We start from the raw sequence: 25,453 nt of genomic DNA, 5'->3' as shown, positions 1-25,453 counted from the left end.
ACTGTACGGGGGCCGCGCACTCCCCCACCTCATCGCACCGGAGTACTTTCCCGCGGCGGCGCGTACTTCGTACGGAGTAGCCACCCGCACTCCGCGGCGAGGACGCGGACTACCGGGTGCGACGACGACGCTGGGCCGCATGATCGAGGTCAAAGAACTGACGAAGCGTTACGGTGACGGGACCGCGGTGGACCGGCTCACCTTCCGGGTACGGCCGGGAATCGTGACCGGGTTCCTCGGGCCGAACGGGGCCGGCAAGTCGACCACCATCCGGCTGATCCTGGGTCTGGACCGGCCGACCTCGGGCACCGCCACCGTCAACGGCCAGGCCTACACCCGGCTCGCCGCCCCGTTGCGCGACGTGGGTGCGCTGCTGGACGCGCGGGCGGTACACGGTGGACGTTCCGCGTACCGCCACCTGCTCGCCATGGCCGCCACCAACGGTGTGCCGCGCTCGCGGGTGGACGAGGTGATCGACCTGGTCGGCCTGGGAGCAGTGGCACACAAGCGGGCAGGATCGTTGTCGCTGGGCATGGGACAGCGGCTCGGTATCGCCGCCGCGCTGCTCGCCGACCCGCGGGTGCTGATCCTGGACGAGCCGGTGAACGGCCTCGACCCGGAGGGCATCCGGTGGATCCGGGAGCTGATGCGCGACCAGGCGGCCGAGGGTCGTACGGTTCTGGTCTCCTCGCACCTGATGAGCGAGATGGCGCTGACGGCCGAGCATCTCATCGTGATCGACCGGGGACGCCTGATCGCCGACCAGACCGTCGCCGACTTCGTCGCCCGCGCCGGGCTGGACACCGTCCGGGTCCGTTCCCCGCAGCTGTCCGCCCTGCACGACCTGCTGGCCGGCCCCGACGTCACGATCATCAGCGGTGAACGTGACGCCTTCGAGGTCTCCGGACTGGACGCCGGGCAGATCGCCGACCGGGCCGCCGCGGCCGGCATCACCCTGCACGAGCTGTCCTGCCGCCAGGCCAGCCTCGAGGACGCCTTCATGCACCTGACCGGCGACGCCACCGACCGCGAAGGACCGATCCGATGAGCTTAAGCCACGTCGTCCGCTCCGAATGGATCAAATTCTGGTCGGTACGCTCGACGGCGGTCCTGCTATCCGTGGCCGTCACCGGGTTCGCCGGCATCGGCCTGCTCCTGTGCGCGGCCGGCATGGGCGCGAGCGTGGTCTCGCCAGCCGGGACGAGCATGACGGGCAGCGTCCTGGCCACGCTCGTGCTGGGGGTACTGGGCGTGCTCGTCATCACGGGCGAATACCGCACCGGCCTCATCCGGGCCACGCTGACCGCCACACCCCGCCGATCGATGGTGCTGGCGGCGAAGGCCGCGGTGCTCGGGGCGGTGTCGTTCACGGTGATGAGCGTCGCCGCGCTGCTCACCTTCCTGGCCGGACAGGCGATCATCGGCGACGCGGGCATGACGCTCACCGACGACGGCGTGATCAGGGTGCTGCTCGGCACGGTCGCCTACGAGGCCGGGGCCGCCCTTCTGGGGCTGTTCCTGGGCACGCTGATCCGCTCCACGGCAGCGGCGCTGAGCACGTACTTCGCCGTGATGTTCCTGCTTGCCACCACCTTCACACAGTTCCTGCTGCCCGAAGGGGTCCGGGCGGCCGCCGGCAGGTTCCTGCCACCGCAGGCGGGCGAGGCGATGGGCTGGGCGGGTGCGCGCCTGCCCGAGATGCTGTCGCCGGGCCAGGGTGCTCTGGTGTTCGCGGGTTACCTCGTCCTGGCCGCGGTCGTCGCCGGATGGCGGTTGCGGCACTCGGACGCCTGAATTCGAGAATGTGGTTTCTCGGCGATACGACCCGGACCAGAGCGAAAGTTTCGACGGCGCAAATAGCGCCTGAGCATTGAAAATGCCCGACATCGCGGCACCAGAAGATGGTCCATAGCAGGCCGCCGAGCTGACGTTAACTGTTCGTTACAAGGGATCGCGTTGGCGGCGTCACTCCAGGGGGCTACGTTGACCGCAGCGACGAGGAACGTCCGGTTAGGACAGGCCTCACCGGGCGCAGATACGGCCTGCACAGACGTGGGCCTGAATGAAAGGAGTGTCGGGGTGGGCATCAGACTCCGCGCCTTCGCGGCGCTGGCCATGGCCGCGACTCTGGCGGCGACAACGGCGTGCAGCGACACCCGCGACGACAATTCCGACTCTGGATCCGACTCCAATCTGATCGGCATCGTGATGCCGACCCGCAGCCTCGAGCGCTGGAACAACGACGGCGCGCACCTCGAGGACCTGCTGAAGACGGCCGGTTACACGACCACGCTGCAATACGCCGACAACAAGGTCGACCAGCAGATCACCCAACTTCAGAACATGATCAACCAGAACCCGAAGGTTCTGGTCGTGGCCTCCATCGACGGCACCGCGCTCGGCCCGGTCCTGGCCAAGGCCGCCTCGCAGAAGATCAAAGTCATCGCGTACGACCGGTTGATCAACAAGACCCCGGACGTCGACTACTACGCGACCTTCGACAACTATCAGGTCGGCAAGCTCCAGGGCGAATTCATCGTCAAGCAGCTCGGCCTCGACGCCGGTAAGGGTCCGTTCAACCTCGAGCCGTTCGCCGGTTCGTCCGACGACAACAATGCCAAGTTCTTCTTCTCCGGCGCCTGGGACGTGCTCAAACCGTACGTCGACAGCGGCAAGCTCGTCATCCCGTCCGGCAAGAAGCTCGCGAGCAACGAGGACTGGAAGAACGTCAGCATCGACGGCTGGCTGTCGCAGAAGGCCCAGTCCGAGATGGACAACCGGATCAACTCGTTCTACACGGGCGGCAAGAAGGTCGACGTCGTGCTCTCCCCCAACGACTCGCTGGCGCTGGGCATCGAGCAGTCTCTCGAGTCCAAGGGCTACAAGGTCGGTCCCGGCTGGCCGGTCATCACCGGCCAGGACGCCGACCTGGCCAACACCAAGAACATCCTGGCCGGCAAGCAGTCGATGACCGTCTGGAAGGACACCCGCACCCTGGGCGACCAGGTCGCGAAGATGGTGGACCAGATCGTCAAGGGACAGACCGTCGAGACCAACGACACCAAGACCTATGACAACGAGGTCAAGGTCGTCCCGGCGTACCTGCTCCCGCCGGTCGTCGTGATCAAGGACGACGTCAAGGCCAAGCTGGTCGACTCCGGCTTCTACACCGCCGACAAACTCGGCCTCTGACCGGTTCACGGCCGGGCCCCACCCCGGGGTCCGGCCCGCCCTCCGAGAACGAATGAGCTGGACATGGTCTCCGACACGGGTCCCATCCTCGAAATGCGCGGCATCACCAAGACCTTCCCCGGCGTCAAGGCCCTGCAGGACGTCACGATGACCGTGGCGCGGGGTGAGGTGCACGCCGTCTGCGGTGAGAACGGCGCCGGCAAGTCCACCCTGATGAAGGTGCTCAGCGGGGTGTACCCGCACGGCAGCTACGACGGCGACATCATCTTCGAGGACGAGCCGTGCCAGTTCAGGAGCATCCGCGACTCCGAGGAGCGCGGCATCGTGATCATCCACCAGGAGCTGGCACTCAGCCCGTACCTGTCGATCGCCGAGAACATCTTCCTCGGCAACGAACGGTCCAAGCGGGGCGTGATCAACTGGACGGAGACCAACACCCAGGCCGCCACGCTGCTCGCCCGGGTCGGCCTGGACGAGCATCCCGACACCAAGATCATCGACCTCGGTGTCGGTAAGCAGCAGCTGGTCGAGATCGCGAAGGCGCTGTCCAAGCGGGTGAAGCTGCTGATCCTGGACGAGCCGACCGCCGCGCTGAACGGCGCCGACAGCGCCCACCTGCTCGACCTGATCCGGCAGCTCAAGGAGCAGGGCATCACCAGCATCATCATCTCGCACAAGCTCAACGAGATCGCCGAGATCGCCGACACCACGACGATCATCCGGGACGGTCAGAGCATCGAGACGCTGGACATGCACGGCACCGAGCCGGTGAGCGAGGACCGCATCATCCGCAGCATGGTCGGGCGCGACCTCGCCCACCGCTTCCCCGAGCACACACCGAGAATCGGCGTGGAGATCCTGCGGATCGAGGGCTGGACGGTGCATCACCCCGTCGACCGGTCGCGCACCGTCGTCGACAACGCCGACCTGACCGTACGCGCGGGCGAGATCGTCGGGCTGGCCGGGCTGATGGGCGCCGGACGCACGGAGCTGGCGATGAGCGTCTTCGGCCACAGCTACGGCAGCAACATCTCCGGACAGTTGTTCGTGCACGGCGAGCCCGTCACGATCAGGACCGTCGACGCGGCCATCGAGCACGGCATCGCGTACGCGACCGAGGACCGCAAGCACTACGGCCTGAACCTCATCGAGGACATCAAGCGGAACACCTCGGCGGCGAAGCTGCAACGGATCTCCCGGTTCGGGGTGGTCGACGCGGCGGACGAGATCACCGCAGCCGACCGGTACCGCCGTGAGATGAGAACCAAGGCCGACAGCGTCGACGTGCCGGCCGGCAAGCTGTCCGGCGGCAACCAGCAGAAGGTCGTCCTCAGCAAGTGGCTCTTCGCCGAGCCCGAGGTCCTCATCCTCGACGAGCCCACCCGCGGCATCGACGTGGGCGCCAAGTACGAGATCTACGAAATCGTCAACCGCCTCGCGGACTCCGGCAAGGCCGTCCTGGTCATCTCGTCCGAGCTGCCCGAACTGCTCGGTGTCTGCGACCGGATCTACGCCATGAGCCAGGGCCGCATCACCGGCGAGCTTCCCCGCGCCGAGGCCACCCAGGAGAGCCTCATGCGCCTCATGACCATGCAGAAGAGCGGAGCAACGCGGTGAGCACGTCGACCATCCGGGAGCAGCCCCCGGCGGCCGGGCCTTCCGGCGCGAACACCAACGGCACGCTGAGCGGCTACCTCGGGCAGAACCTCCGCCAGTACGGCATGATGGCCGCCCTGGTCGTGATCGTCGTGCTGTTCCAGTTCACGACCGGCGGCAAGCTGCTCTACCCCAACAACATCGCCGCGCTGATCCAGCAGAACGCGTACGTGCTGATCCTCGCGATCGGCATGGTGATGGTCATCGTGGCCGGGCACATCGACCTGTCGGTCGGCTCGGTGGTCGCCTTCATCGGCGGCCTGTGCGCACTGATGATCAGTGACCACAACGTGCCCTGGTTGCTCGCCGTGATCATCTCCATCGTGCTCGGCGGCGTCGTCGGCTGCTGGCAGGGCTTCTGGATCGCGTACGTCGGCATCCCGGCCTTCATCGTGACGCTGGGCGGCATGCTGCTGTTCCGCGGACTGGCGATCGTGCTGGTAGGAACGACGGTAGCGGGCCTGCCGACCGGCTTCAACGACATCAGCAACAGCTCCCTGCCGAACTCACTGGGCTTCCTGGCCAACCTGGACGGTGTGACGCTGCTGATCGGCATCGTCGCCATCGCGGGCCTGGCCGTCAGCCAGATCCGCGCCCGGCGCTCCCTGCTGCGCAACAACCTGCGCGTCGAACCGTTCATCGCGTTCGTCGTCAAGCTTGTCGTCTCGACCGCGGCGATCGCCTACATCACCTACCTGCTGGCGAAGAGCGCCGGCGGCACACCCATCGTGCTGATCATCGTGGGCGCGCTGGTCCTGCTGTACACGTTCATCATGAACAACACGATCTTCGGCCGGCACATCTACGCCATGGGTGGCAACCTGCCGGCCGCGGTGCTGTCCGGCGTGAAGACCAAACGCGTCAACTTCATGATCTTCGTCAACATGGGCCTGCTCGCCGGCGTCGCAGCCGTGGTCACCACCTCCCGCGCCGGAGCCGCCGTGGCCGCGGCCGGCCAGAACTTCGAGCTCGACGCGATCGCGGCCGCCTTCATCGGCGGCACAGCCGTCAGCGGCGGCATCGGCAAGGTCACCGGCGCGATCATCGGCGCGTTCATCATGGGCGTGCTGAACATGGGCCTGTCCATCATGAACGTCGATCCGGCCTGGCAGATGGCGGTCAAGGGCCTGGTCCTCATCATCGCCGTAGCCTTCGACATCCTGAACAAACGCCGCGGCAAATAACCCAGACGAAAGGGGCGCCGTGCAGAGACATGGACGGCGCCCCTTCTCGACGGGACCCCACTGCTCCAGGAGCGCGGTCCGCCCCGGCTACGAGGCGCTGCGCGGGTTCACGGTCGGCCCGGAGACGCTGCACCTGAACCTGTCCGTGGCGATCGTCGGGCTGTCCTGTCCGGCAGCCGTAACCGGGCTCTGGTCCAGGTCGAGCAGGCCCCCGCCGCGCTGCGACGCGACATCGGCCGCCGCGAGCAGGTCGAGGCCCAGCTGCAACAGCTGGCCTTCCACGACCGGATCTTCGCGGTACTGTTCATCGACCTCGACGGTTGCAAACAGATCGATGACCAACGCGGCCATCAAGCCGGCGACACCGTCCTGCGCGAGGTCGCCACCGCCATGTACGCCGCCAAAGCGGCCGGCAGGAACTGCTATGCCGAGGCCTGACCTCCCCGGCTCGAGGCACCCGGCAGGCGCGATCTGACTCACATCGGGCGTACACCATGCGCTCGCCCGTGGGGTCGGTCGGCGCCGGCGGCAGGCCGGCAGCTCATCGGCATTGCGCGGTCCAGCACGAGCGGGATCGGCCCGAGATCGGTACGCAGCAGCACCCGCACTGTTCCATGGCTGGGGTGTGCCGGGGGTCCCGGGGCAGCGACCCGGCCCGGGCCGCGGGATCCTCCGGCAGCCAGCATCGCGACCAGGGCAACCGCCAGACGTCGTTTCAGCATGTTCCCGGTTTGATAGATCCAGATCATCACGTCAGGACGGACAGCGTGTCCGCCCCTCAGCAGAGAGACGCGATAACGTCAGGCGACACGACCGGCCGGATCCTTCTCCGACGAGGGTTGGCGTGCGCGTGTGTTGATCCTGTGTTCTGGCCCGCCGGCGTCCTGGCTCTGCGTCGCGGCGTCGGCCACCGCACGAGAGGACGTTCGTGAGGGCAGCGGCATTTCATGCTTTCGGCGGTCCGGAGGTGTTGCAGGTCGTCGAGGTCAGCACCCCCGAGGCCGGACACCGGCAGGTTCGGGTCCGCGTCGAAGCCGCGGGTGTCCAGGCGTTCGACTCCGCGGTGCGGTCGGGCTGGAACCCGCCGGATCGGACCGTACGGTTCCCACAGATCGTCGGTAACGACTTCGCCGGAGTCGTCGACCAGGTCGGTGCGGGCGTGACCGGCGTCGAACCAGGTGACGAGGTGATCGGCTGGGCGGTGCTCGCCAGCTGCGCCGAGTACGTCGTCGTCCCTCCGGAGCAGGTGATCGCCAAACCGCCGGGGATGCCATGGGCGCAGGCCGGTGCACTGTCGGCCTCGGCGCAGACGGCACACACCGGCCTGGAGGAGCTGCGGGTGAGTGCCGGTGAGACCGTGCTGATCCATGCCGCCTCCGGTGGAGTCGGGACCATCGCGGTGCAGCTGGCGGTAGCCTCGGGCGCAACGGTGATCGGGACGGCCGGGCGGGCGAACCAGGACTACCTGCGTACGCTCGGAGCGACGCCGACGGTCTACGGTGAGGGGCTGGTCGAACGCGTCCGCGCCCTGGCCCCCCACGGTGTCGACGCGGTGCTCGACGCCGCGGGCGGTGACGCGCTGGACGCCTCACTCGAACTGGTCGCGGACCGGAACCGGATCGGCACACTGGTGGATTTCGCCCGGGCGCGGGAACTCGAGGTGCGCTGCATCCGCAGCAATCGATCGGCGTGGCGATTGCGGTCCATCGTCGATCGCTATCGCGAAGGCACCTTGACGCTCACGGTGTCCGAGACCTTCCCGCTGGACCGGATCGCCGACGCCCACCGCAAGGTCGACACCGGCCACGCGCGCGGCAAGATCGCTGTCGTGCTCCGGCAGCGGGCCGGGCTCGGAGGACCGCGCCCGTTCGTCCCCCCTGTCCGGCGGTGACGGCCGGGTCGTCGCCGAGGCCGGACTGCTGCATCCCGCCTGGCCCGGACGGGCTGATTCCTCACTACGATCAGGTCATGACTTCCAGGCCCGTCCGGATCGGCGTCCAGATCCAGCCGCAGCACGCCGAATACTCCGCCATCCGCCACGCCGCGGCCCAGGTCGAGGAAATCGGCGCCGACATCCTGTTCAACTGGGACCACTTCTACCCGCTGTACGGCGAGCCCGAGGGTCTGCACTTCGAGTGCTGGACGATGCTCGCAGCCTGGGCCGAGCAGACCTCTCGCGTCGAGATCGGCGCCCTCGTGACCTGCAACTCCTACCGCAACCCGGAACTGCTCGCCGACATGGCCCGCACCGTCGACCACATCAGCGACGGCCGGCTCATCCTGGGGATCGGGTCCGGCTGGTTCGAGAAGGACTACCAGGAGTACGGCTACGAGTTCGGCACGGCGGGCGGCCGCCTCGACGACCTCGCCGAGTCGCTGCCCCGCATCGAGTCACGCTGGGCCAAGCTCAATCCGGCACCGACCCGCAAGATCCCGACCCTGATCGGCGGGGGCGGCGAGAAGAAGACGCTGCGCCTGGTGGCCAAGCACGCCGACATCTGGCACAGCTTCGGCGACGCCAAGACCATCGAGCGTAAGGTGGCGATCCTCAAGCAGCACTGTGCCGACGTGGGCCGCGACCCCGCTGAGATCGAGATCTCGGCGGCCGTGCAGGGTAAACCCGCCGAAACCGGCCAGGCCCTGCTGGACCTCGGCGTCACGTTGTTCACCGTGGGCACCGGCGGCCCGGACTACGACTTCACCGAGCTGCGCGACTGGACCACCTGGCGTGATGAGGTCAACGGATGAGGTGACCCACTTCCGGTCCGGCCCACCGACGAGTGCGCCGGACCGGAGCGAGGCAGCGCCAGAGGCACCGGGTGGATGTCCCTCGGGCATCGTAGGCTGCGTGCCATGAGGCGAGCAGTGGTGATCGGAGCGACCGGGCATGTCGGCACCTATCTGGTGCCACGGCTGGTGCGGGCCGGGTATGACGTCGTCGCAGTGAGCCGGGGCGGGCGCGCGCCCTACCACGACGCACCCGAGTGGCGGTCGGTCGAGCGGGTCGTCGCCGACCGGGAGGCCGAGGATGCGGTTGGCACGTTCGGCGCGCGGATCGCCGCCCTGCGCCCGGACGCGGTGATCGACCTCATCTGCTTCACCGCGGAGTCGGCCCGGCAGCTCATCGACGCGCTGCGCCCCACCCGTCCGTTGCTGCTGCACTGCGGCACCATCTGGGTGCACGGGCGCACCGCCCGGATCCCGGTCACCGAGGACGAACCCCGTACGGCGTACGGCGATTACGGCACCGGCAAGGTCGCGGTCGAGGACCTGCTGCATCGCGAGACCCTCGCCGGCGGTGTCCCGTCGGTCGTCCTGCACCCGGGGCACATCAGCGGCCCGGGCTGGCCGGTCATCACACCCGCCGGCAACCTCGACCCGCAGGCGTGGCGCAAACTCGCGACCGGAGCACCACTCGCCCTGCCCTTTCTCGGGCTCGGTGTGCTCCACCACGTGCACGCCGATGACGTCGCGCAGGCGTTCGAACGGGCCCTGACCCGCCCCGCGGCGATCGGGGCGAGCTTTCACGTCGTGGCGGAGCAGGCGATGACCTGCCGAGGGCTGGCGGCTGGAGTCGCCGGATGGTTCGGACGGGAGCCCGTGCTCGATCTCGTCGACTGGTCGCAGTACGAGCAGCGCACCGGGGCCGAACACGCCGGAACCACCCGGGAACACGTCGAACGCAGCATCGCGGCGAGCATCGACCGGGCCCGCACCGTCCTCGGTTACGTCCCGCGGTATTCCTCGCTGGACGCGATGCGCGAGTCCGTGCGGTGGCTCGCCGAACACGGCCAACTCGACCTCGGCGGCGCGGTCCTGGCCTGATAGCCGGTCAGAGCGCGCGGAAATCGGCCGGCGCGTCCGAAGCGGCCGGGGCCATCCACAGATCACCCCAGGGCAGCGCGACGCGCAGCAACGTCCGCGCGATCTCGGGCGGCGGGGACATGGGCGAGCTGGTTGTCAGACAAGCCCGCGGTCCACGATCTCGTCGGCACCGGTCTCACGATCTCCGTGGCGACAGCCCCGCAAGGCGCGGCGTGATTCGTGGCGGCTGCGCCGCCGGTCCTCGCATCGACACGATCGGGCAACGTGCACACCTCGAAGCGGTGATCGTGCCACGGCTCGCACGTCACCATCGGGCGCTCCGCCAGCTTGACCCACCAGGGCCTGGTCTTGTCGGTCCTACTCATCCGGTCACCTTTCGGCTCCGTGACACCCCGGACTGGGGCTGTCACAAGCAGCGCACCACGATCACCTCCGTCACCGAGTCAAGAAGACGCGACTGTAACCCACCCGCACCACCACCGGTGGTAAATCGCGGCCGGTCCCGATGGTGCCGGCAGCGAGGCCAGGGACAGCAAGAGCATCGCCGGTGCGCAGTCCGGTGAGAGCGGGTACCCGGGCCCGCACCCCGGCCCGGCCCCACCGACGTCCCCCTGCCACCCAGCAGACCTGGCTCACCCCGGCCGGATATCGCACCGGACGGCCCGCCCTCACCGTCGATCCAGCCGGACGGCACGCCCACACCGTCGGTGCCGCCGGGAGGCCCCGGTCCGGCGCCACTGCCACCGGCGGGCTTCAAGGAGAAGCTGACAGGTCATGTCGGCAACCTGCTCGGCATCGGCTACGGCGCCGGCGAGTCCGACAAGGAAGGCGGGCACTGATCCGATCGTACGAACAATCGTGTGGGCGCCCGGGTCGAACGTCGCACGGCTGACGGTTCCTCAGCGGGGGCGCAGCAGCGGCGGGTGCAGCAGCCGTGCCGGCCCCCGGCGGAACAGTCGGGCCGGACGACCCCGGTCCCGGGCCACGCTGCGGCCGACCGGTTCCACGAAGCCGTCCGCTCCGGTGACCTTGCGGTGGAAATTGCGGGGGTCGATCGTGGTGTGCCACACCCTCTCGTAGACCTCGCGGAGGTCGGCGATGGTGAACTCCGGCGGGCAGAACGCGGTCGCCAGCGGCGTGTATTCGAGTTTGGCCCGGGCCCGCTCAAGCCCGTCGGCCAGGATCCGGTCGTGGTCAAAGGCCAGGTCGCCGGGGCTCAACTCGTCGCAGGGCCGCCAGGCCGCCCCGGCCGCGTCGCTGCCGGCGACCGGTATCGGCAGGTCAGGCCGCAGTGCCAGGTAGGCGACCGCCACCACCCGGCCGCGCGGGTCGCGACCCGGGGCGCCGTACGTGGCGAGTTGTTCGAGGTGCCCGGCCGCCGGGTCGAGGCCGGTCTCCTCACGCAACTCCCGGCGGGCCGCCTCCTCGAGGTCCTCGTCGGGCAGGACGAAGCCACCCGGTAGCGCCCACTGCCCCTCGTACGGCGGGATGCCGCGGCAGACCAGCAGCACCTGCAAGCGAGATTGCCGGATGGTCAGCAGCACCAGGTCGACCGCAATCGTCATGTTGACGATAATAACCCTGTCGGTTTATCGTCAACTTGACGAAATAAGGGAGTGAGTGACCATGGCCCACGTGACCCGGCGGTTCCACCTGAGACACCTGCGCGGCACCCCGACCAGCTGGATCAGCTGCACCACCGGCGGCAAGGCCAGGCGCGCCGGGACCGGCCTGTCGTTCTGGTACCGGCCGCTGAGCGCGGTGCTCTCCGAGGTCCCGGTCGACGACCGGGAGTTACCGCTGCTGTTCCACGCCCGCACCGAGGACTTCGCCGACGTCACCGTGCAGGCTACGGTGACGTACCGGGTCAGCGACCCGGCTGCGGCCGCGGCCCGCCTGGACTTCTCCATCGACCCCTACCGGGGCGCCTGGCGCGGGCAACCGCTCGACCAGGTCGCCGGCCTGCTCGCCGAACTGGCCCGGCAGCCTGCCCTGGACCTGCTGGCCCGGCTGCCGCTCACGGAGGCGCTGACCTCGGGGATCGCCCCGGTCCGGCAGGCCGTCGCGGACGCGCTCGCCCACGACACCCGGCTCACCGAGACCGGCGTCAGCGTGGTCAGCGCCCGGGTGGTGGCGATCCGTCCGGAGCCCGACATGGAACGTGCCCTGCAGACGCCCACCCGCGAGCGGGTGCAGCAGGAGGCCGACCGCGCCACGTACGCGCGGCGGGCCCAGGCCGTCGAGCAGGAGCGCACGATCGCGGAGAACGAGTTGCAGAGCCAGATCGAGCTCGCCCGCCGGGAGCAGCTACTGGTCGAGCAGCGCGGTGCCAACACCCGCCGCGAGGCCGAGCTCGACGCCGAGTCCCAGGTGGTCGCCACCGCGGCCTCCGCCGACCGGTTGCGCACCACCGCAACCGCACAAGCAGACGCCGATCGCGTACGCGATGAGGCGCGCGCTACTGGTGCCCGGCTGGTCGGCCTGGCCGAGGCGGAGGCGGAGGCGGCCCGTCTCGCCGCCTACCGTGACCTGCCGCCCGCGATCGTGCAGGCCCTCGCCCTGAAGGAACTCGCCGGCCGACTCCCCGCGATCGGCGAACTGACCATCACCCCCGACCTGTTCAGCAAGCTCGCCGGACGGCTCGGATGAGCACGCTTTCCCCGCGTGTGGTGATCGTGTCGCGGCGCAGCGAGCTCGACGAACTGCTCGCCCGGCACGGCACCCGCGGCGCGGCCGCCTTCTTCCTGCGGGCACGCGGACGCGACCTGGCCGAGGTGAGCGCTCGGCACGACGCGCTGACCGCCGCGCTCACCGAGGTGGGCAGCGCGATCCCGGCGGACTGGCGGCGTGGCCACGTCGACCGCGCCGACCTGCCCCGGTTCCTGTTCGCGCCCGAGGACGTGGTGATTGCCGTCGGCCAGGACGGTCTGGTCGCCAACGTGGGCAAATACCTCGACGGCCAGCCGGTGATCGGCATCGACCCCGAGCCCGGCCACAACCCGGGCGTCCTGGTCCGGCATCGCGCCGCGGCGGTTGCCGACCTGCTGCACGCCCGCGGCGGTGGCGAGGAGCGGACCATGGTCGTCGCACGGCTCGACGACGGCCAGACCCTGCACGGCCTCAACGAGATCTATGTCGGCCACCCCGGCCACCAATCCGCCCGCTACGTGCTCACCGGCCCCGGCGGTGACCGCGAACGCCAATCGTCGTCCGGCGTCATCGTGGGCACCGGCACCGGCGCGACCGGCTGGTGTGCGGCCATCGTCCGGGAACGTGCCACCGCCCCGACTGTGCCGGGCCCGGTCGAACCCGCCCTCTGCTGGTTCGTCCGGGAGGCCTGGCCCTCCCCCACGACCGGCGCCACCCAGGTCTGCGGCCGGCTGCACACGGGGCAGGGCCTGGAGCTGAGCAGCGAGTCCGAACGCCTGGTCGCCTTTGCCGACGGCCTCGAGTCCGACGCCCTGCGACTCGCCTGGGGCCAGCGCGTCTCCGTCGGCGTCGCGGACCGCCGCCTGCGCCTGTTGTGACGCCGGGCGCTCGTCGTCGCCTGCGTCAGGTCGACGGTGGCAGGGCCGGCCTCCTGCGGCGGGCGCGCACGACCCGGACCGGGGTCCCGGCCTGCAGATAGAGAACGCGGCATCGCTCACCGGGGATCAGGTGAACCTCGACGACGTCCCGGACCGGCGGATCGACACCGGCAACCCGGTAGCGGTGCGCGCCGGAAATGATCAGGTCACCAGGGCGGATGTGGGATGGCGACTGGACGATGCTCTCCCGGCCGACGACACCACCGAGACCCACGCGGGAGAGGCCGGCGACCCACTGCTCCGAGGCCTCTTTGCTGAGCCGCCCGCCGTTCCTGTTGACCCCCACGGCTCTCCTCCACGGTGTCGTCGCTGACTTCCGTTCACCGCAACGGCCTTGTTATCGGCCGCGGCGACGACCAGTTGAGCCGAACGACCGCAGCCACTGATTAGCCGACCGGTCATCACGGCCGGGCGCTACGAGCCGGTACGGTAGCGACCGGCACCTATCCTCGCACCGTGTCCCTATTGGATGGTCGGCCTCATTTTGTCCTGCGTCGCGGCGTCCCGCTGATTGTCGGGGCTCTGGCCGCCGGCATCACGTTGTACGCCGTCGGCGTCGACCTGCTGCCCGCCTCAGGCGCGGCGGATGACACGCGTGCCCGATGGGTCGAGGCGGCACCGGCGACGAGCGCATCCGCGCCCGATTCGAGGACCGACACCAAGCGGACGCTCACCGTTCTCGGCGCCGGTGATGTGCTCATCCACCCCGAGGTGTGGCAGCAGGCCCAGCGCGACTCCACCGCCGGCGGGTTCGACTTCTTTCCGATGTTCCGCCCGGTGAGCGAGACCGTCTCCGACGCCGACCTGGCGCTCTGCCACATGGAGACGCCGCTCGCCGCGCCGGACGGGCCGTTCGCCGGGTACCCGGCGTTCAGTGCGCCGCCGCAGGTGTTGCAGGGGGTGAAGCAGACCGGGTTCGACGGTTGTTCCACGGCCTCGAACCACTCGATCGACCGGGGCGAGGCAGGCGTGGTCCGGACCATCGAGGCGTTCGACGCGGCAAGACTTGGCCACACCGGCACCTTCCGCAGCGCGGCGGAGGCGAAAACACCGAAAATCTATGCCGTACGGGGAGTCAAGGTCGCGCACCTTTCGTACGCCCTGGGCTTTAATGGGCTGAACCGGCCGCAGGGTAAGCAATGGCTGGCCAACCGGATCGAACCCGCCGCCATCATCGCCATGGCGAAGCGGGCCCGCGCCGCCGGCGCCGAGATCGTCGTGCTGAGCCTGCACTGGGGCACCGAGTATCAGCACGAGCCCAACGCCGACCAGCGCAACCTGGCCCGGGTCCTGCTCGCCGCCCCGGACATCGACGTGATCCTCGGCCATCACGCGCACGTCGTCCAACCGATCGAGAAGATCGGGGGCAAGTGGGTCGTCTACGGCATGGGCAACCAGCTCGCCCGGCACTCCCAGCCGATCGACGAGAACCGCGAAGGGATCATGGCCCGGGTCACCTTCACCGAGGCGGCGCCCAAGCGCTGGCAGGTGACGTCGATCGAAGCGATCCCGACCTGGGTCGAACTGACCCCGCGCATCCGCCTGGTCGAGCCCGCCCGGATGATCGCCGACCCCACGACCCCCGCAGCCGGGCGAGCCACCTACCAGGCGGCCATGGACCGGATCCGCGAGCACCTGTTCACCCGGGGCGCCGAGAAGGCCGGGCTTGTCGTCACCGGCTGAATTCTGTCCCCTCCTACTCGGCCTCACTTCGCCTGCACCAGCTCTGGCTGCCGGACCTCCGCCTTGACGGGCCAGCGGATTTCGCTGACGATGGGAGCGCTCCCAACGACCGTCATCGATGAAAGAAGTCTCTATGAAACACCGCTTTGCCTTCGCGGCAGCGGTGGCAGCAGGCCTGCTCGTCACCGGAGCAGGCGTAACCGCTTCCACCGCATCGGCCGCGGCGACCGGCTGTTCGGCCACCTACACCGTGGTCAGTCAATGGGCAGGAGGCTTCCAGGGTGGTGTCTCGTTCACCAACCTCGGCGACCCGCTGTCCGGCTGGAAGCTGGAGTTCAGCTTCCCCGACGCCGCGCAGAAAGTAACCCAGGGCTGGAATGCCACCTGGTCGCAGTCCGGTTCGGCGGTGACCGCCGTCGACCTCGGCTGGAACAGCGGCGTCGCGACCAACGGCTCCGTCTCGCTCGGCATGATCGGCAGCTGGGGCAGCAGCAACCCGAACCCACCCTCCATCGAGGTCAACGGCGTCACATGCACCGGCAGTACCACCACCACACCCCCGACCACACCCCCGACCACCCCGCCCACGACGTCGCCGCCGGTGCGCGATCCGGCGCCGGCGCTCAAGGTCACCGGCAACAAGATCGTGACGTCCACCGGGAAGGCCTACCGCCTGCTGGGAGTCAACCGGTCCAGCGCGGAGTTCGCTTGCGTGCAGGGCAAGACCGGTGTCTTCGACGGGCCCGACCCCGACCAGTCCACCGTCGATGCCATGAAAGCGTGGAACATCCACGCTGTTCGGATTCCCATCAACGAGCAGTGCTGGCTGGGCACCTATGGCACCCCCGGCGGGGCCGCGTACCGGACGGCGGTCACGAACTACGCGAACCTGCTGGTCGCCAACGGGATCAACCCGATCATCGACCTGCACTGGACCTACGGCAGTTACAGCGGCGGCGGCAACGGCAACTGCACCGACGTCAACGCCACCTGCCAGAAGCCGATGCCGGACGCACAGTACGCACCCCAGCTGTGGACCAGCGTCGCCACCGCCTTCAAGGGCAACAACGCGGTCCTGTTCGACCTGTTCAACGAGCCGTGGCCGGACAACGCCGACGGCTACGCCAACGCGGACAACGAGTGGAAGTGCTGGCGTGACGGCGGCACCTGCGGCGGCATCAGCTATCCGGTCGCCGGCATGCAGAGCCTGGTGAACGCCGTACGTGGGGCCGGCGCCACGAACGTCATCCTGCTCGGTGGCCTCGCCTGGTCCAACGACCTGACGAAGTGGCTGACATACAAGCCGACCGACCCGGCGGGCAACCTGGTGGCAGCGTGGCACGTCTACAACTTCAACTCCTGCTCCAACACCGCCTGCTGGGACAGCCAAGTCGCCCCGGTGGCCGCGCAGGTGCCCGTCGTCGCCGGCGAGATCGGCCAGGACTCGTGCGCGCACGACTTCATCGACCGGGTGATGGCGTGGGCCGACACGCACAACGTCGGCTACCTGGCCTGGACCTGGAACCCGTGGGGCTGCACCGGCGGCAACGTACTGATCCAGGACTACACCGGCACCCCGACCGACAGCTACGGCTCCGGCTTCAAGGCCCACCTGCTCACCGTCAATCCGTAAATTCCACGTGGCCGACAAGCCCGCACCGACCCGGTGCGGGCCGGTCACCCCACGAGGACGTGCTGAACCTGGACGTCATGCCGGCGACGACGGAGCCGGCAGCGTACGTCGAAGGGACCTGTCAGGCAGTTCACGGATCCGGGATCGGTAACGCAGGGGTGACGTTGCGCCGCACGAACGCGCTCTCCGACGTGCATCCCAGGCCTGCGGCCCGCGCTCCCACAGCGGGCCTGGTCCTCGGCTCCACCTGCATGATCCTGGTTGCCTACTTCGTGATCAGCATGGTTGTCGGCTCGGGTGTCATGGGTACGGGTGCCGCGTCGTCGACCAGCCCGTGAGGGAGAGCCGGACTTCGCCGCCACTGCCACGGTGCGACTGTCACCGGGCCGTCACCGCCGCGCAAGATTCGCAGATGCGCTTCGACGATGTACCGGCCGGGGTCGATGCCCAGGTCGGTGCTCAGCCGGCGGCGAGCCTCGGCGTGCACCCGCAGGGCCGCCTCGGTTCGCCCACCCTCGTGCAGAGCCAGCATGAGCTGTGCCTGGAACTTCTCCCGGTAGGGCTCCTCGGCCGCGATCCGGTACAGGTCGGCGAGCACCCGTGCGTGGCCGCCCAGCTGAAGCTCCGTCTCGAAGAGAGCTTCCAGGGCGGTCAGCCGCCGCTCGGCGAGCGCCGGCCCCTCCCTCTCCGCCAGCAGACGGCTCGTACCGTGCAGTGGGTTGCCCCGCCATAGTTTCAACGCTCCCCGCAGCCGAGTCACGGTGCGCTCGAGGCGACCGGCGGCGAGATCGGCCCGGGCCAGTTCGGTCACGGCGTCGAATTCGTTCAGGTCCAGCTCTTCGGGGCCGACCGAGAGCTCATATCCCTCGCCCCGGCGGGTGACGCTCGCACCGCCGAGGATTTTTCGAAGCCGGGACACATAGAGCTGGAGCTGACGCCGAGCGCCCGCCGGTGGCTGCTCTCCCCAGGTCAGGTCGATGAGGGTGCTTTCCGGGACGGCGTGATCCCTGTTGAGCAGTAGTGCGGCAAGCACGGTGCGCGGCTTCGGACCACCGAGCGGCACGGATTGTCCACTCCAGACCTCGACCGTGCCCAGCAGCCGAAAACGCATATCTCTGTGCACCATCATGCGTACCCCTTGCTCGCGGCCGACCCTCCGGATGGCCCGTCCGGGGCTCGATCCGTGGCCACAACGTCGCAGGCGTACCCCGACAGTTCGGCTGGGGAAATGCTGAGAAGGCCGATCGTGCTGCTCGAACGTGTGCTGGTGGAACCGGTCAGCCCGTGTACTTCGCCCAGTCGACGTGCATCGTCACTTGATCAGGGGTCTCCGGGCCCGGCGCCGGCACCGGGCCGTCCGGCCCCGCGAGGACCTGCACGTACAGGAACATGGGAACGCTTGGGATGACCGCCGGCGTCGGCAGCCGGCGGGTGTCGAAGACGACCGCATCGTTGACGGAGACCGTGACGAAATCGGCGCGCCATTCGATGGTGAAACTGTTCCAAGCGGTGAAATCTCCCGATACGGGTGTTCCGTCGACGGGCGGACCACCGCCGGTCTCGAGGACGGGATACATGGTGCGACGATCGCCGCCGTCAAGACGCGCCGCCGTGACGAAGCCCCAGCCAGGTGTGCCCTTGGGAGCGTCCGGATAGAGGCCGACGACCGGTGCGTAGCCCGTTCCGACATCGAATTTGGCTCTGACCTGCCACACCCCGTAGCTGCGGACGACTCCGCGCTTCAGGCACCAGCAGACCGAGCCGGCCATGTTCCCCCGGCCGGTGGAGCTTCGACCCTTCCCGATGATCTGCAGCTCGCCGTCACTGACCCGCACGTTGTTCGGCGACCACGACGAACCGTTCGGTCCCTGCGAATTTTGAGCGTGCCATTGCCCAGGCGTCAACTCGGTGCCAGAGAACTCCTCGGTGGCCGAGAACACCGTGGCGGCCGGAACGGAAACGCTGGTCTTCGGGTCAGTAGGCCAGAGATGGATGACGGCGGCGGGCAAGAGGATCGCCGCGGTGGCGGCAGTCAGGAGTCGGCGTGCCGTCCTGTACGACGTGCCCGGAAATTTCGAATAAGGCGCTATGTCAGCCGTCATGGCCAGGGCCGGCCGCGCGGGACTCCGCTTGCCGGGCGCCGCGCCGTCAGCAGCCTCCAGGTGCTTCGCGTCCGGAGCGGAGGCCACCCGGTGGTCGGTACGCAGAATTTCCTCGTAGAGCGCCAGCACCTGCGGGCTGGGATCGGTGCCGTACTCCTCGACCAGCAGTTTCTGGTGCAGACGGCACCGCTCCAGCGCCTCGGTCGGCCGGCCCGCGGCAACCAGGGCGCGCACCAGGGTCACCAGCAGTGGCTCCACCAGGCGATGGGCATCAGCCAGCCTGGTCAGTTCCGGCAACACCGCCGTCGCGTTGCCCACCGCCAGCTCGGCCTCGGCCCACTGCGCCATGGCGATCAGGAACTCCCCGTTCAGCTGCTCCCGGGTCTGCTTCACCCAGGCCCCGTCCGCCCCGGTCAGCGGGTCACCACGGTGCAGGGAGACAGCCTGCCGGAGCAGCTCGACCCGCCGATCGGCCGGGCAGTCCGGGGTTCGGGCCTGAGTGGTCAACGTCCGGAAGCGGAACAGATCGACCTGATCAGGGCGGGCCGTCAGCCGGTAACCGCCGTGCTGATTGACCACGGTCACCGGCGAATCGTCGAAAGCATCGTCGAGCACGCGGCGGATGCGGGTGATGTAGGTGCCGAGTGTCCGCACCGCCTGTCTGGGCGGGTCGTCGCCCCAGACCCGGTCGACCAGAGTCGCCGTCGGCACCACCCGGCCCGTGTCGACGGTCAACGCCGCCAGAACCGCCAGGCGGCGGGGTTCGCCGACCTGGACGACGCCCCTGCGGGTAGCGATCTCCATCGGTCCCAGAAGACGCAGTTCCTCCACGACGGGCATCCTCCAAGTCCGGACCGCACCGGCAACCGGCTTCGATGGACGGTCAGGATGTCCACGATAGCCGCGGTTGCTCCATACGGCCCGCTGGAGTCGATGTCAGCCCGACGTGAGCCGAAGGGGCCGGGCGACGACGCCGCCCGGCCCCTTCGGCTCACCACGTCACGAAGTCTTGTAGGCCGCGATGTCGCTCTGGTATTTCGCGGGAGCGTTCGGCCCGATCGGCGTCACGTCCAGCGCGGATCGGATGTAGGCGGCGGGCTCGTCGAAGTATGCCTCGAAAGCCAGGGTGGAGGCATTGTCACGGAAGAACGTGAGGTAGTCGTGGATGTACTGCGGGTTGTCGCCGCCGGCGTTGTCGTGCCACTGACAGTGACCGTTGTTCTCGTTGCAGGCCACACCCCACTCCGGTACGGCCCACTTCATGGAGCTCTGCGCCGCGTAGTCACGGGTGTCCTTCAGCCGGTTCAGGTGCGCGGTGGTGCCGGACGTGCCTCTGTCCGGGGCCCAGGAGTCGTAGGTGTCGATGGCGTAGACGGAGAGGTACTGCTTTGCGGCCTGGAACACCGCACGGGAACAGCTGTTGCAGGTCTGGTCGTCGCCGTAGTTCGGATTCCACACGATCCGCAGGTCCGGTCGTTCGTCCTTGATCCACGCGGCTGCTTTGATGAACGAGTTCTTCCACGCCGTCTTGTTGTTGGCGATCGTCACCCCGTTGTAGTCCTGCCGGGTGCCGTCGCCGATCATCCAGTACGAGCTGGCTATGTTCATCTCCCAGCCGAGCCGGACGTAGGCGTTCGGATCCCCGGTCGCGATGTGATCGGCGAGTTGCCGCCACTGCGTCTCACTACCGGTATTGCTGACGTTGTTGGAGCCCGGCCACAGCGGGATGGTCGCGACCAGGTCGCCCTTGGTGGTGTCCCAGCCGGTCGGGATCCCGTCGGTGATCCAGTCCGTGCTCAGCAGCGTGCTCCAATTGTCGCGGGCCGGGAAGAGCACGATGTCGTCGACCGGGGCGCCACGCCACTGCTGGAAGTTGACGACCCCGCCGGACGTCTGCGGCTGGGGGCCGACGCCGGAGTTCCACGGCAGGCCGCTGAGATTCGACCCGGTGGACGGCGGGGTGGTGCCGGAGGTGACCACTGCCTTGTCGAAGGTGATCGAGTTGCCCGCCGGCACGCCGGTGTGGGAGTGGCGGGGCGTGAAGCTGAGTTTCAGGGTGTGTGTGGTGTCGGTCAGAGTCGGTGACGTCCAGACCGGTACGGTCATGGTGCTGGCCGGGCTGGCGTAGTAGTCGACGTCGACCGGGGTGGCGCCGTCGATGGCGACAGTGGCGATGTTGTCCTGCGGTTCCTTCATGCCGTAGAGGACAACCTGATTGCCGGTGAAGCTGAACGACAGGTACGAATTCGTCGTCTGCGTCCATCGGAAGCTGCCGTCGGCGGAACGGGCGCAGTTGCCGACACACGCGGGCCAGGTGCCGGAATAGGTCACCGCCGGGCTCGTGTCGTCGATTATGGTGGTCACCGCGGCCGATGCCGCGGGAGAGCCGGCCACGACACCGGTCAGCCCGGCGGTCAGCACGCCGGCCGCGGCGACCCATCTACGCAGTCTCATGAGTGAGCCTTTCCTGATGTGAACAAGGGTCTGTCTCGAGTGATGCGGAAAACTCGGGTGCTCAGCCTGCTCAGCTGAAGTCGCCGGCGATGGAGTGCCAGTCGTCCCAGCTGCCGTTGGCGTACGACCTCTGATACATGGCGTAACCACCGGTCGGGCTGATCGCGAAGACGTCGTACCGGCCGTCGTGCAGCGTGACCGACGGGGTCCCGGTGAGGTTGCCGCCGATGTTCAGCCAGTCGCCCCAACTGCCGTGGTAGTTCCGTTCTTGCAGGGCGCCGGCCGCATTGATGCCGAAGATGTGGTACCCACCGGAGCTGTCGACCACAGCGGCGGCGCCGCGGCCGGGCTTGAAGCTGCCGCCGAGGGAGTGCCAGTCACCCCAGCCCGCGCTCGGGGTGTAGCTCTTCTGGTACATCTCACCGTTGCGGCCGGTCCCGAAGACGTCGAACCGGCCGCCGGTGTAAGTGACCGCGGGGGTGCCGAGCAGGACGCCGCCGAGGTTCTGCCAGTCTCCCCAGTTGCCGTTCCATACCCGCTGCATGAGGGTGCCGGACGGGCTTACCGCGAAGACGTGGTATTTACCGTTCTCGTAGATGGCAGCGACGCCGATCTGGTTGTTGAACTCCCCGCCGATCGAATGCCAGTCGCCCCAGGCGCCGTTCTGGTAGGTGCGCTGGAACACGGAACCGGTGGTGGCGGTACCTCCGTCATTGACCGCGAAAACGTCGTAGCGGTTGTCGTGGTAGGTCACCGCGGGCGAGCCGCCGAGGTTGCCGCCCAGGCTGTGCCAGTTACCCCAGGTCGCATTCCAGGTGTTCTGATACAAAGCGCCACCGGACGTTCCGGCCTGGCCCTTGATGCCGAACACCTGGTAGTTGTTGCCGGGCACGTAGACCACCGAACCACTGTTGCGGCGTCCGGTCGGAGCCGGCATGTTGTCGTATTGGTAGAGGTCGTGCGCCGACATGATGGACTCCACTTTGTCGGCGTAGTCCGGGTCGGTGGCGTAAAGCTCGGCCACGTGTTCGATGAACGCATCCGGGTCATGCCGGAACGGCAGCGCCGACGCGTAGGCCGAACTCGTCGTCAGCAGCCGGCCGTAATCACGGAACGAATCCGTTCGGGAGGCGTAGACCCGGAAGTACGCGGTGACCGTGTGGCAGGTCGGGGTGCATTCGGTGGTCGGATAGGCGTGGCAGCCGGTCGCGATGGGGCCGGGCTCACCGGACGACACACATTTGAAGCCGAAGTAGTTGTTGTCGTTGGTGGACAGCGAACTGGTGCCCCACGCGGACTCCAGAGCGGCCTGGGCGATGGTGACCGACGTCGGCACGTCGTAGTCGTCGTGGGTGGTCCGGGCCGGACCGACCGAACTGGCGATGAACTGGTCCTGCCCAGGAGTCGCGAAGGCGGCCTGGGGGGCGAGGACCGATGCGGCGCCGGCGAGAGCGACAGCCATGAAGTTCCATACTCGACGCACTTTCGTGCCTTTCGATGGGGAGGCGGAGTGGAACGGGCCGGCCGATGGTCGGCCCGTCCCGGGTTCAGCGGAAGTCGCCGGCGATGGAGTGCCAGTCGTCCCAGCTGCCGTTGGCGTACGACCTCTGATACATGGCGTAACCACCGGTCGGGCTGATCGCGAAGACGTCGTACCGGCCGTCGTGCAGGGTGACCGACGGGGTGCCGGTGAGTTTGCCGCCGATGTTCAGCCAGTCACCCCAGCTGCCGTGGTAGTTACGCTCCTCAAGAGCGCCCGCGGGGTTGATGCCGAAGACGTGGTAACCACCACCGCTGTCCACCACGGCTGCGGTGCCGAAGCCGAGTTTGAAATCTCCGCCGAGCGAATGCCAGTCGCCCCAACCGGCGGACGGGGTGTAGCTCTTCTGATACATCTCACCGTTGCTGCCGGTCCCGAAGACGTCGAACCGGCCGCCGGTGTAAGTGACCGCGGGGGTGCCGTGCAACACACCGCCGAGGTTCTGCCAATCACCCCAGCTGCCGTTCCACACCCGCTGCATCAGGGTGCCGAACGGGCTCACCGCGAAAACGTGATACTTGCCGTTCTCGTAGATGGCGGCGGCCCCGAACTGGTTGTTGAACTCTCCGCCGATCGAGTGCCAGTCGCCCCAGGCGCCGTTCTGGTAGGTGCGCTGGAACACGGAACCGGTCGTGGCGGTGCCCCCGTCGTTGACCGCGAAAACGTCATAACGGGCGTCGTGGTAGGTCACCGCGGGCGAGCCACCGAGATTGCCGCCCAGGCTGTGCCAACCACCCCACGTCGCATTCCAGGTGTCCTGGTACAGGGCCCCACCGGACGTTCCGGCCTGGCCCTTGATGCCGAACACCTGGTAGTTGTTGCCGGGCACGTAGACCACCGAACCACTGTTACGGCGGCCCGTCGGTGCGGTGGCTCCCTCCGGCGTGACATAGCCGACGAGGTAGCGGCCGAATTCGGACTTGTAGCCGGGCGTGGCCGAGATCTTGGCGTTCTTCACCACACTGGACGACCGGGCGAACTCCGCCTGGGTGCTGCCGGTGCCACCCCAGTCACCGCTGACGATCTGGACCTGACCGTCGGAGACCGACACGACAAGACCGACATGATGGATCTCGTTGGTGTTGGCCGTCGTCGGATCGCTGCCCGTCTTGCTGAACACCGCGGCATCGCCGACCTGGGGGCCGGTGGTGGAGAAGGTGTCGTACTCGACGCCATAGCTGTAGAAGCTTCGCGCGGCAGCGGTCAGATCGGAGGTGTGGTCCACATCCTCTTGAGCCCACACCCACCGGGCGAAGTCGGCGCACCAATATTCGGGTTGACCGCCATTGCCCGTGCAGGCCGAGTAGTAGGAGGAACCGCCCAGGCTATTCGTCTGACAGGCCTTGTGCCCGACGTTGTCCAGAGCGAGCGAGGCGATGTCCGCCGTGGTGGCGGCCGCCGGAGACGTCAGGGCTGCGGTCGAGGTGGCGAACGTCGCCACGACCAGTGCGGCGATCAGCGGCCTTCTCAGCCACGACCGGGTCTTGTGCATCTGCGATCCCTTCCACGGAGTCCGATGACGGGGCCCACTCGAAAGGTGCTTCAGCCCGAGCCGGCCGCGCGGAAGATTTGTAGCCATCGACGGTATATTTTCGGCATATCAGCCACACCACCTGCGCTCTACCACCCGGCGACCAATGCGCCTACCGCGAGGCGCGGGCGACAGCCGGCCTCAATCCCGCGAGCGGCGTCGTCACGGTCATGCTGCACACCTCCGCACGTCCCTCAGCCCAAGAATGCGCACAGGAAGTGAGGGAGCTTGGACTTGCGTCTCGGTTGGCCCAAGATGGGCGTGTCTGATTTCAGAGGCGAAGCGGATGCCGTCTCGACTGACCGCTTGTTCCTGCGGATGCCGGGCCGAGCGGATCTACCGGAGCTGTTCAGGCTGTACGCCGACCCGCAGGTCTGGGGGCCCGACCCCCTGACTCGCCACGACGCGATCGAACAGACCGAGAGAATGGCCGCAAACTCGCGGCGATCGGCAACTTCCCGACGAAACTGTGACTGCGCTCACCGATCACTGAACACGCTGGGTACTGCTTTCCGCAGATCACACCCAGCCTGAAACGGCATGGGGTGTCGGTGTGGCTCCCGGAGTTCGGTGGGAGGGACGAGCACCACGAGATCCCCGACGACGGCGCCCCGCACGCGCCCATCCGCGAGTGCGGCTGCAGCCCCCAGAGCTACACCGTGAGCGGCCACATCATCTTCGAGCATGTCGACCAGGACCTGCAATGACCCACGCGGCGGCACCACCGTCCACGGTGGGCCCACTCGACAAAGTTCCGCACTGGTCACACCGTGAAGAGTCACCGAAGATGATCGTCACCGCTACCCTCAGCTATTGCTGCATAGATCATCAATGCATGGGGAGGAACGAGAGTGACACGCGAGAGCCCCAGCAACATACAGGCCACAGCCGCACGCGAAGCCATGGATCTGCTCTGCCCCGGGCCGCCGGCGTGGGTCAAGCCGCTGTCCTACGGCACCGTCTCGACGAACTGCTCGAACACGTGGACTCCGGCACCGAGCAGTACACCGTCGCCCTGACCGACACCCCCGCCCCGTCGACCACCCGCCGCCGCCGAGGATGTTTC

Annotated in this window: 21 protein-coding genes; 14 read left to right on the top strand and 7 right to left on the bottom strand. The window is 68.2% G+C overall.

The window, feature by feature from the left end; translation table 11 throughout:
• The first annotated feature begins 139 nt into the window (after window positions 1-139).
• The 9 genes from ACIA6A_RS16425 (at window position 140) to ACIA6A_RS16385 (ending at window position 9,857) form a co-directional block, all read left to right on the top strand.
• Window positions 140-1,048, top strand: coding sequence for an ABC transporter ATP-binding protein (locus ACIA6A_RS16425; protein ID WP_396098461.1), 909 nt, complete (start codon window positions 140-142; stop codon window positions 1,046-1,048).
• Window positions 1,045-1,794: an ABC transporter permease subunit gene (locus ACIA6A_RS16420; RefSeq protein WP_396098460.1), complete on the top strand. Its 750-nt coding sequence runs from the start codon at window positions 1,045-1,047 to the stop codon at window positions 1,792-1,794. The genes ACIA6A_RS16425 and ACIA6A_RS16420 overlap by 4 nt, the downstream gene beginning before the upstream one ends.
• A 285-nt stretch (window positions 1,795-2,079) precedes the next feature.
• Window positions 2,080-3,192 carry a multiple monosaccharide ABC transporter substrate-binding protein gene (gene chvE, locus ACIA6A_RS16415; RefSeq protein WP_396098459.1) on the top strand — a complete coding sequence of 371 codons (1,113 nt, stop codon included), beginning with the start codon at window positions 2,080-2,082 and terminating at the stop codon, window positions 3,190-3,192.
• Window positions 3,193-3,255: 63 nt separating this feature from the next.
• Window positions 3,256-4,809, top strand: coding sequence for a multiple monosaccharide ABC transporter ATP-binding protein (mmsA, locus tag ACIA6A_RS16410; RefSeq protein WP_396098458.1), 1,554 nt, complete (start codon window positions 3,256-3,258; stop codon window positions 4,807-4,809).
• Complete coding sequence (gene mmsB, locus ACIA6A_RS16405) at window positions 4,806-6,032, top strand: multiple monosaccharide ABC transporter permease (RefSeq protein ID WP_396098457.1); 1,227 nt, start codon at window positions 4,806-4,808, stop codon at window positions 6,030-6,032. Before mmsA ends, mmsB begins: the two co-directional genes overlap by 4 nt.
• 60 nt (window positions 6,033-6,092) lie before the next feature.
• Entirely contained in the window at window positions 6,093-6,470 is a 378-nt protein-coding gene (locus ACIA6A_RS16400) for a diguanylate cyclase (protein ID WP_396098557.1), read from the top strand.
• A gap of 490 nt (window positions 6,471-6,960) precedes the next feature.
• A complete protein-coding gene (locus tag ACIA6A_RS16395; protein WP_396098455.1) occupies window positions 6,961-7,923 on the top strand; it encodes an NADP-dependent oxidoreductase in 963 nt (320 codons plus the stop codon).
• A 77-nt stretch (window positions 7,924-8,000) separates the two neighbouring features.
• A complete protein-coding gene (locus tag ACIA6A_RS16390) occupies window positions 8,001-8,780 on the top strand; it encodes an LLM class F420-dependent oxidoreductase (RefSeq protein WP_396098453.1) in 780 nt (259 codons plus the stop codon).
• A 105-nt stretch (window positions 8,781-8,885) separates the two neighbouring features.
• Window positions 8,886-9,857 carry an NAD-dependent epimerase/dehydratase family protein gene (locus ACIA6A_RS16385; RefSeq protein WP_396098452.1) on the top strand — a complete coding sequence of 324 codons (972 nt, stop codon included), beginning with the start codon at window positions 8,886-8,888 and terminating at the stop codon, window positions 9,855-9,857.
• 899 nt (window positions 9,858-10,756) lie between these two features.
• On the opposite strand, the gene ACIA6A_RS16380 is transcribed toward ACIA6A_RS16385, so the two are convergent.
• Window positions 10,757-11,422 (bottom strand): NUDIX hydrolase, encoded by a 666-nt coding sequence (locus ACIA6A_RS16380; protein WP_396098451.1) that lies wholly within the window; start codon window positions 11,420-11,422, stop codon window positions 10,757-10,759.
• Between the two features lie 61 nt (window positions 11,423-11,483).
• Here ACIA6A_RS16380 and ACIA6A_RS16375 point away from each other — a divergent pair, with 61 nt between their 5' ends.
• On the top strand, window positions 11,484-12,506 hold the full coding sequence (locus tag ACIA6A_RS16375) for an SPFH domain-containing protein (protein ID WP_396098450.1): 1,023 nt from the start codon (window positions 11,484-11,486) through the stop codon (window positions 12,504-12,506).
• On the top strand, window positions 12,503-13,384 hold the full coding sequence (locus ACIA6A_RS16370; RefSeq protein WP_396098449.1) for a hypothetical protein: 882 nt from the start codon (window positions 12,503-12,505) through the stop codon (window positions 13,382-13,384). Before ACIA6A_RS16375 ends, ACIA6A_RS16370 begins: the two co-directional genes overlap by 4 nt.
• Before the next feature lie 25 nt (window positions 13,385-13,409).
• Here ACIA6A_RS16370 and ACIA6A_RS16365 read toward each other — a convergent pair whose 3' ends face one another.
• Window positions 13,410-13,730, bottom strand: coding sequence for a hypothetical protein (locus ACIA6A_RS16365; RefSeq protein ID WP_396098448.1), 321 nt, complete (start codon window positions 13,728-13,730; stop codon window positions 13,410-13,412).
• Window positions 13,731-13,909: 179 nt separating this feature from the next.
• Between ACIA6A_RS16365 and ACIA6A_RS16360 the strand changes: the two genes are divergently transcribed.
• On the top strand, window positions 13,910-15,127 hold the full coding sequence (locus ACIA6A_RS16360; RefSeq protein ID WP_396098447.1) for a CapA family protein: 1,218 nt from the start codon (window positions 13,910-13,912) through the stop codon (window positions 15,125-15,127).
• A 133-nt stretch (window positions 15,128-15,260) separates the two neighbouring features.
• Window positions 15,261-16,760 (top strand): cellulase family glycosylhydrolase, encoded by a 1,500-nt coding sequence (locus ACIA6A_RS16355; RefSeq protein WP_396098446.1) that lies wholly within the window; start codon window positions 15,261-15,263, stop codon window positions 16,758-16,760.
• Window positions 16,761-17,025: 265 nt separating this feature from the next.
• On the opposite strand, the gene ACIA6A_RS16350 is transcribed toward ACIA6A_RS16355, so the two are convergent.
• The 5 genes from ACIA6A_RS16350 to ACIA6A_RS16330 form a co-directional block, all read right to left on the bottom strand.
• A complete protein-coding gene (locus ACIA6A_RS16350) occupies window positions 17,026-17,871 on the bottom strand; it encodes a BTAD domain-containing putative transcriptional regulator (protein ID WP_396098445.1) in 846 nt (281 codons plus the stop codon).
• 166 nt (window positions 17,872-18,037) lie between these two features.
• Entirely contained in the window at window positions 18,038-19,693 is a 1,656-nt protein-coding gene (locus ACIA6A_RS16345; RefSeq protein ID WP_396098444.1) for a BTAD domain-containing putative transcriptional regulator, read from the bottom strand.
• A 168-nt stretch (window positions 19,694-19,861) separates the two neighbouring features.
• Window positions 19,862-21,316 (bottom strand): hypothetical protein, encoded by a 1,455-nt coding sequence (locus ACIA6A_RS16340; protein ID WP_396098443.1) that lies wholly within the window; start codon window positions 21,314-21,316, stop codon window positions 19,862-19,864.
• 70 nt (window positions 21,317-21,386) lie between these two features.
• Entirely contained in the window at window positions 21,387-22,778 is a 1,392-nt protein-coding gene (locus ACIA6A_RS16335; protein WP_396098442.1) for a glucosaminidase domain-containing protein, read from the bottom strand.
• Between the two features lie 85 nt (window positions 22,779-22,863).
• The gene (locus ACIA6A_RS16330) at window positions 22,864-24,348 is read right to left on the bottom strand and encodes a hypothetical protein (protein WP_396098441.1); all 1,485 of its coding nucleotides are present in this window, start codon (window positions 24,346-24,348) and stop codon (window positions 22,864-22,866) included.
• Window positions 24,349-24,932: 584 nt separating this feature from the next.
• Between ACIA6A_RS16330 and ACIA6A_RS16325 the strand changes: the two genes are divergently transcribed.
• A complete protein-coding gene (locus ACIA6A_RS16325) occupies window positions 24,933-25,094 on the top strand; it encodes a hypothetical protein (RefSeq protein ID WP_396098440.1) in 162 nt (53 codons plus the stop codon).
• Window positions 25,095-25,453: the final 359 nt, after the last annotated feature.

The sequence above is a fragment of the Actinoplanes sp. NPDC051494 genome (genome assembly GCF_044454705.1).
GTDB lineage: Bacteria > Actinomycetota > Actinomycetes > Mycobacteriales > Micromonosporaceae > Actinoplanes.
Note: the sequence above shows the minus strand (reverse complement) of the source record. Positions and strands in the feature narration are given on the sequence as shown.